The 8,013-nt window shown below is 49.8% G+C and carries 8 protein-coding genes and 1 pseudogene; 7 read left to right on the top strand and 2 right to left on the bottom strand.

Annotation, left to right across the window (positions count from 1 at the left end):
• Together ACTHUT_RS11100 and aroE are read right to left on the bottom strand one after the other, a co-directional pair.
• A pseudogene (locus ACTHUT_RS11100) lies at positions 1–98 on the bottom strand (monofunctional biosynthetic peptidoglycan transglycosylase); the annotation flags it as partial.
• 2 nt (positions 99–100) lie between these two features.
• The gene (gene aroE / locus ACTHUT_RS11095; protein WP_440418803.1) at positions 101–910 is read right to left on the bottom strand and encodes a shikimate dehydrogenase; all 810 of its coding nucleotides are present in this window, start codon (positions 908–910) and stop codon (positions 101–103) included.
• A 197-nt stretch (positions 911–1,107) separates the two neighbouring features.
• Between aroE and glnA the strand changes: the two genes are divergently transcribed.
• From glnA to ACTHUT_RS11060, 7 genes are all read left to right on the top strand, one after another.
• Positions 1,108–2,526: a type I glutamate--ammonia ligase gene (glnA, locus tag ACTHUT_RS11090; RefSeq protein WP_137041124.1), complete on the top strand. Its 1,419-nt coding sequence runs from the start codon at positions 1,108–1,110 to the stop codon at positions 2,524–2,526.
• Positions 2,527–2,735: 209 nt separating this feature from the next.
• Positions 2,736–3,980, top strand: coding sequence for a hypothetical protein (locus tag ACTHUT_RS11085; protein ID WP_003684274.1), 1,245 nt, complete (start codon positions 2,736–2,738; stop codon positions 3,978–3,980).
• 62 nt (positions 3,981–4,042) lie between these two features.
• The gene (locus ACTHUT_RS11080; RefSeq protein ID WP_049328871.1) at positions 4,043–4,693 is read left to right on the top strand and encodes a site-2 protease family protein; all 651 of its coding nucleotides are present in this window, start codon (positions 4,043–4,045) and stop codon (positions 4,691–4,693) included.
• Positions 4,694–4,824: 131 nt separating this feature from the next.
• The gene (gene dusB / locus ACTHUT_RS11075; RefSeq protein ID WP_250601239.1) at positions 4,825–5,829 is read left to right on the top strand and encodes a tRNA dihydrouridine synthase DusB; all 1,005 of its coding nucleotides are present in this window, start codon (positions 4,825–4,827) and stop codon (positions 5,827–5,829) included.
• A gap of 53 nt (positions 5,830–5,882) precedes the next feature.
• Positions 5,883–6,122 (top strand): Fis family transcriptional regulator, encoded by a 240-nt coding sequence (locus ACTHUT_RS11070; protein ID WP_049351145.1) that lies wholly within the window; start codon positions 5,883–5,885, stop codon positions 6,120–6,122.
• A 180-nt stretch (positions 6,123–6,302) separates the two neighbouring features.
• Positions 6,303–7,178, top strand: coding sequence for a DMT family transporter (locus tag ACTHUT_RS11065; RefSeq protein ID WP_250601237.1), 876 nt, complete (start codon positions 6,303–6,305; stop codon positions 7,176–7,178).
• A gap of 65 nt (positions 7,179–7,243) precedes the next feature.
• Positions 7,244–8,013: hypothetical protein (locus tag ACTHUT_RS11060; protein WP_440418802.1), on the top strand; the 770-nt coding region annotated here is incomplete at its 3' end.

Raw genomic sequence — 8,013 nt, 5'->3', positions numbered from 1 at the left:
ACGGCGCGGTAGGTAATGATGTTGCCGTACACATAAGCGTTGAAGAAAATGAAGATGCCGATGGGCAGGGCAATCAGCCATTTGATGATGCGGAACATGGTTACAGGGCTTTCATGTATTCGATAACGGGGCGGATATCGGGCGTAAATCCGCGCCAAATATGGTAAGAAGCGGCAGCCTGACCGACCAGCATACCCAGGCCGTCTGAAACTTCGGCCGCACCGTTGCTTTGGGCAAAGTTCAAAAACGCCTGCGCCGCGTCGCCGTAAACCATATCGTAGGCGAGGCGGCAGTTGCGGAAAATTTCAGGGTTGACGGCAGGAAGCTGACCGCTCAAACCGCCGGACGTGCCGTTGATGATGATATCAAAACCACCGTTCAAATCCGCCATCGGGACGGCTTCAATGCCGAAAAGCTGCGCCAATTCCTCGGCTTTGGTGTGGGTACGGTTGGCAATGACGATACGGGCAGGGCGGTGTTCTTTCAAAACCGGAATCACGCCGCGCACCGCGCCGCCTGCGCCCAAAAGCAAAATGGTTTTGCCCTTGATGGCAATATTTTTAACCTGCGTGATGTCGTTGGCCAAACCGATACCGTCGGTATTGTCGCCGCGTATTCTGCCGTCTTCCAACCACACCAGCGTATTGACTGCGCCGGCAGCCAAAGCGCGGTCGGAATGTTCGTCCGCCAGCGCAAAAGCTTCCTGCTTGAACGGGACAGTTACATTCGCACCTTGCCCTCCCTCGGCACGAAACGCCGCAACGGCCTCGGCAAAACCGCCGATTTCGGCACAAATGCGCTCATATTCAATGGCCGCGCCTTCCTGCAGCGCAAATTGCTGATGGATTTGCGGCGATTTACTGTGTGCAACGGGATTGCCGAAAACGGCGTAACGCGGGGTGTTGTTCATAAAACGGGTCTGAAAAAACAAAAGAAAAGAGTGCTTATTATAGCGGTCTTTATGTTAAGAAAGCGTAATGTAAAATTGTTGACAATTAAACAGTCTGAAACTATATTTCATTGCGTAAAAACGGGTGCCCTGATGTATTTCAGACGGCCTTACCGTGATAGAATAACAACTTAAACCCATTCCCTCAGGAGCTGAAGATGTCCATCAAAGACGCTGTAAAACTGATTGAAGAAAGCGAAGCCCGCTTCGTAGATTTGCGCTTTACCGATACCAAAGGCAAGCAGCACCACTTTACCATCCCCACCCGCATCGTCCTCGACGATCCCGAAGAATGGTTCGAAAACGGTCAAGCGTTTGACGGTTCGTCCATCGGTGGTTGGAAAGGTATTCAGGCTTCAGATATGCAGTTGCGTCCCGATGCGTCTACAGCCTTCGTCGATCCTTTCTACGACGATACCACCGTTGTCTTTACCTGCGATGTCATCGATCCGGCCGACGGCCAAGGCTATGACCGCGACCCCCGCTCTATCGCACGCCGAGCCGAAGCTTACTTGAAATCTTCCGGTATCGGCGACACCGCCTATTTCGGCCCTGAGCCTGAATTCTTCGTTTTTGACGGCGTAGAATTTGAAACCGATATGCACAAAACCCGTTACGAAATTACTTCCGAAAGCGGCGCATGGTCAAGCGGCCTGCACATGGACGGTCAAAACACCGGCCACCGTCCGACCGTCAAAGGCGGTTACGCACCTGTTGCGCCGATTGACTGCGGTCAAGACCTGCGCTCCGCCATGGTCAATGTTTTGGAAGAACTCGGCATCGAAGTCGAAGTCCACCACGCCGAAGTCGGCACCGGCAGCCAAATGGAAATCGGCACGCGCTTCGCCACCTTGGTTAAACGCGCCGACCAAACCCAAGACATGAAATACGTCATCCAAAACGTTGCCCACAACTTCGGCAAAACCGCCACCTTCATGCCCAAACCCATCATGGGCGACAACGGCAGCGGTATGCACGTTCACCAATCCATTTGGAAAGACGGTCAAAACCTGTTCTCAGGCGATGGCTATGCCGGTTTGTCCGATACCGCCCTTTATTACATCGGCGGCATCATCAAACACGCCAAAGCCTTGAACGCGATTACCAATCCGTCCACAAACTCCTACAAACGCCTCGTGCCGCACTTTGAAGCGCCGACCAAACTGGCTTATTCCGCCAAAAACCGTTCCGCTTCCATCCGCATTCCGTCTGTGAACAGCAGCAAAGCACGCCGCATCGAAGCGCGTTTCCCTGATCCGACCGCCAACCCATACTTGGCATTTGCCGCTTTGTTGATGGCCGGTTTGGACGGCATTCAAAACAAAATCCATCCGGGCGACCCTGCCGATAAAAACCTGTACGACCTGCCTCCGGAAGAAGATGCATTGGTGCCTACCGTTTGCGCTTCTTTGGAAGAAGCACTGGCCGCCCTCAAAGCCGACCACGAATTCCTCCTGCGCGGCGGCGTGTTCAGCAAAGACTGGATCGACAGCTACATTGCCTTTAAAGAGGAAGATGTCCGCCGTATCCGCATGGCGCCGCATCCGCTGGAATTTGAAATGTATTACAGCCTGTAAAACAGCTGAGGCATTTTAAATAGGAAATCAAAGGCCGTTTGAAACTGGATTTAAAGTTTCAGACGGCCTTTAGGCTTGGAATAGATAGGGCGATTGAATTAGGTATGATAGCGAGCAGCAATGAATCATGCCGTTTGAAGCCTTTATGGAATCGTTGCCTTGTGTTAAATTGTACTAACGGAATCATTTAATCAAAAAGGTTGGGCAAAATGAATAAGATAATTGGTTTGGCCATTGCTGCGGTATTTGGTTTGAGCGCGTGCAGTAATTTAGATCACAAAACCGCACACGAGGTAATGTCGATTTCCAATGACCGTATTTTAAAAGAAGACCGCAGCTTTAACATCACAGGCAGCTCTCGAATATATATCAGCCCATTGGCTGAAGCTGTATTGGCAGATGAAAAGGTGGAAAAGAAAGCCGAAGCGAAAGCAAAGGATGCCAAAGCCAAAGAGGGGGAGGCGGCATCCTCTATGAAGGTTGCTCAAGAAGACGACGCTGCTTTGAAGCAGGAGTTTTCTGAACGAGAAGAGGCTGAGTTCCGCAATGCAATGCTTGATGCCTTGCCGGATGGCAATATCGCACAAGTTGCCGTTGATTATCTGGATAAATATCCTGCCATATCCAGTTACATGGAAGGGGTTCATCTGAATTATGAGTCGGCAGTTGATTTGTCAACGCGTCAATTTGAGATGATTCCTGAATTGGTCATCAACAACCACAATGAAAAACTTAGTATCAAACTTCCTATGAAGTTAGATGCGGAAAAATGGGAAATTTATGTTGATCTGCCTGCCAGCGTGTCTGCCATTGTTAATGTGTACACTGATGAGAAAATCGGCAAACGTTTGATTAAAGAACCTTTAAAAGTGAGTTTGAAAGAAATCGGTGATTCGAAACACATGCCTTTTGATCATATTGCAGAGGCGGGAGTACGTGCTTTTTTGAGTGCCAATAAGGCTATGCCTGCCGATGCATATGTATTTAAAGAAATGGATGCCTTTGGTAAGGCAAACCATGCACGCTATCGTGTACGTCATGTCATGAAACCGGAGTATGATTCTGTCGTAATGAAGGCAATGGCTAAGGCTTTTGATGAAGAATTGTCGAAATTACAGAAAACGCCTCAACCAGGGTCAACAGAAGAAGATTATAAAAATGCGCGGGAATTTTTCAGTATGTCTGTCAACATAAGTGATAACCAGCCACTTAGCTTCCAGCGGATATTCGGTAACAATCTTGTTGTCGACTATTATCTCGACCGCAAAGGCCGCATGTTGGCTTCCCGCATGTATATGCAAATCAACGGCACACATAAGGCCATTAATATTATCGGCGACAGTGTGTACAGTAATTACGGCAAACCAGTCTTCAAATTGAATCCGCAAGGTAAGGGCATTACTTGGAAAGAGCTGAAAGAGTTTTTCAGTTCGAATAAAAAAGAAGACGATTAAAGCCTCAGGCCGTCTGAAAGGATATTTTCTGTTTTCAGACGGCATGTTTGATAAGGAAAACCATGTTTGCAAATTTTGATTTAGGCGTATTTCTGCTGGCAGTATTGCCCGTGTTGTTGGCCATTACCGTGCGCGAAGTGGCACGCGGTTATACGGCGCGGTATTGGGGCGACCATACCGGCGAGCAGTTTGGGCGTTTGACCCTCAATCCGCTGCCGCATATCGATCCTGTCGGTACGATTGTCGTGCCGCTGGTGTGTCTGATGATAGGCAGTTTTCTGTTCGGCTGGGCGCGTCCTATGCCCATCGATTCGCGCAATTTCCGCGATCCGCGCCGTGCGTGGCGTTGGGTGTCGATTTCAGGTCCGATTGCCAATCTGATTTTGGCGTTCTTTTGGGGCTTTGTCGTCGTATTTTCCGCGTATGTGCCTGAGTCTTATCAAGCGCCGTTGGTGCAGATGGCCGGTTACGGCGTGATGGTAAACTCAATTTGGGTCGCATTCAGCCTGATTCCGATTTTACCTTGGGACGGCGGTATTTTTATCGATACCTTCCTTAACGCCAAACAGTCCATGCAGTTCCGTAAAATAGAGCCATACGGCACATGGATTATCCTGATCCTGTTGTTTACCGGCCTGCTGGCCAAACTAATTTGGCCGATTATCGCCATGATTCAGGCCGCAGTGCAGATGGTTGTTATGCTGTTTATTTAAATATTGTGGCTGAAAAGGCCGTCTGAAACTCAGTTCCAGACGGCCTTTTTCATTGTGCAACATGTAAATACGATTGGAAAAATTGCTTAAAAATTGTACAATTTCAGCCCTTTCAACTTGGCGCACACATCATGCACATCGGCGGCTATTTCATTGACAACCCCATCGCACTTTCCCCCATGGCAGGCATTACGGACAAACCGTTCCGCCGGATTTGCCGCGAGTTTGGCGCAGGGTGGGCGGTATGCGAAATGCTGACTAGCGATCCGACGCTGAGACATACCAAAAAGACCTTGCGCCGCAGCGATTTTGAAGGCGAGGGCGGAGTTGTGGCCGTGCAGATTGCCGGCAGCGATCCGCAGCAGATGGCGGAAGCCGCGCGGTATAACGTCGGCTTAGGCGCGCAGGTCATTGATATAAACATGGGCTGCCCGGCCAAAAAAGTCTGTAATGTGCAGGCAGGCAGCGCGTTGATGCAAAACGAGCCTTTGGTTGGCGAAATCTTGGAAGCCGTTGTCAACGCGGTGGATGTACCCGTTACCCTCAAAACCCGTTTGGGCTGGCACGACGAACATCAAAACTTGCCGACCATCGCCAAAATTGCCGAAGAATCAGGCATCGTAGCCCTTGCCATCCACGGCCGCACCCGTACGCAGATGTACAAAGGCGAAGCGCGTTACGAACTGATTGCCGAAACCAAAGGCCGTCTGAGCATCCCCGTTTGGGTCAACGGCGATATCACTTCGCCGCAAAAAGCCGCCTCCGTCCTCAAGCAAACCGCCGCCGACGGCATCATGATAGGGCGCGGCGCACAAGGCAGACCGTGGCTTTTCCGTGATTTAAAACATTACGCCGAACACGGCGTTTTACCGCCGGCCTTGAGCTTGGCAGAATGTAACGCCACCATTTTGAACCACATCCGCGCCATGCATGAATTTTATGGCGAAATTGCCGGCGTGCGCATCGCCCGCAAACACATCGGCTGGTATATCGATGAAATGCCCGACGGCGAACAAACATGCGGGGAAATCAACCGCTTGGATAGCGCCGCGGCACAATACGACACCCTTGCCGCCTATCTTGAGACGCTTTTAGAGAAAACCGACCGTTGGGTATGCCACTATCGGGAAGGCTAAAGAGTTTCAGACGGCCTTATCATTTAAAAACAAATCCAAAGAAAGACATCACGATGAATCAAACGACTACTGACATTGCGCAATGTATTGAACAAAACTTACGACAATACTTCAAAGACTTGGATGGTACGGAACCTTGCGGCGTGTACGATATGGTGTTGCACCAAGTCGAAAAACCGATGCTGATTTGCGTGATGGAACAATGCGGCGGCAACCAATCTAAAGCGGCGGTTATTTTGGGGTTAAACCGCAATACCTTGCGCAAAAAGCTGCAGCAGCATGGTTTGTTGTAATAGGGAGGATAGGACGGACATTTCTGCCTGCCTATAATGAAAGAACCGGCCATGTCATTTATCCATTAGTTAGATATTTTTGGATTTGCTGACACAATCAAAATAAAAACAGCTTGAAAAGGCTTCAGGCCGTCTGAAAGCCAGAGAAGAAACGATTAATTTTTTGCCATGAGTTGAACCATGCTTTACCAAATACTCGCACTGTTAATCTGGGGCAGCTCGTTTATCGCTGCCAAGTACTCCTATGAGATGCTCGACCCGACGCTGATGGTTGAGGCGCGGTTGTTGATTGCCGCATTGATGGTGCTGCCGTCGTGCCGCCGTCATTTGGGTAGGATTCCGCGGAGCGAATGGAAACCGTTGCTGTGGATCTCCTTTGTCAACTACGTTGTCGTTTTGATGCTCCAGTTTATCGGTTTGAAATATACATCCGCTGCCAGCGCGGTTACCATGGTGGGGTTGGAGCCTTTGCTGGTGGTCTTTGTCGGTCATTTCTTCTTCAACGACAAAGCCAAACTTTACCACTGGATTTGCTGCGCGGTGGCGTTTGCCGGCGTGGGCATGATGGTAATGGGCGGTGCAGAAGAGGGCGGTACGATTGACTGGTTCGGCTGTCTGCTGATTTTGCTTGCGGGATTGGGTTTTGCAGGCGTGATACGTCCGAGCCAGCAGATGATTGCCCGTATCGGCGTGCCCGCATTTACTTCTGCTTCCATGGCGACGGCGGCGGTGTTGTGTCTGCCGTTTTCGCTGGTGTTGGCAGACAGCTATCAAATCAATTGGTCATGGGGCGGTACGCTGTCGATTTTGTATATGGGGATCGGTTGCAGCTGGCTTGCCTATCTGTTGTGGAACAAAGGCATGAATAAAGTCCCTGCCAACGTCTCCGGCCTGCTGATTTCGCTTGAGCCTGTCATCGGCGTTATCATGGCGGTGTTAATTTTGGGCGAACATTTAAGTACTATGTCTGCGATGGGCATTACCGTCGTTATTGCGTCCACTTTTGTCGCCGGTATGTTGTCGCGTGTCAGCAACAAACACAAAAAGGCCGTCTGAAAACAGTTTCAGACGGCCTGAAGTCAACAGTACTTTTTTCAATAAAACATTTTGGGAAAATTTCTATGAAACGCATTATCTCCCTGCTTTTTATTGCCTGCCCTGTCTTGGCGTCGGCTGCACCCGATAACGACAAAGCCGCTGTCCAGGCCGTCATTGCCAAGTATTACAACCGACCGCTTGCCGCGCACAAATGCCAGCTCGCCAAGCCGCCGAAAGACAGTGAGACAGCATCTGACAATATTATGTATTGCATGAAACCCGTTGCCGATCATACCGTAACACGCAACGGTAAAGCCACGCGCTATGTGTTGTACACAGGTTTTGCCTACGATATGCAACAAAAAGTAAAACAGGACGCGCATGCTTCTTCGGGCCTGGCGGAATTGTTTGTTTTGGAAAAAGCAGACGGAAAGTGGGCAATCAAACAACATGGAAGCGATGAAATCGGCGCATGGGGCGAGCCGTCGGAGAATAAGGCGTGGAAGTTTGTTCAGGTTGGCGCGCAAAACTGGGGCTATGTTGCCGAGTCAAGTTATACAGGCCAAGGCGACACGACGACTTCGCAAAACTTCCTGTTTACCGATGATAGCAACCGAATCCGTAAAAGCTTAATTATCAACGGTAACGATAACGGCGCATATTACGGCAATTGCGATGAATATAAAGGGCGCGAAAAACGAAACTGCAAAGACCGATATACCAGCCTGGAAGCCAAAATTGCTTTTGACAAAAGCCGTCCTGCCGTATCCGGCGTATGGGCGTTGACTGCAAAACTCAGCGGCGTATCAGGAAAGAAAAATTATAAAAATCAGAAATATATTTTCCCTTATAA

The organism is Neisseria sp. P0022.S010, from assembly GCF_051956635.1.
This window is presented reverse-complemented; position numbering and strand designations above follow the sequence as displayed.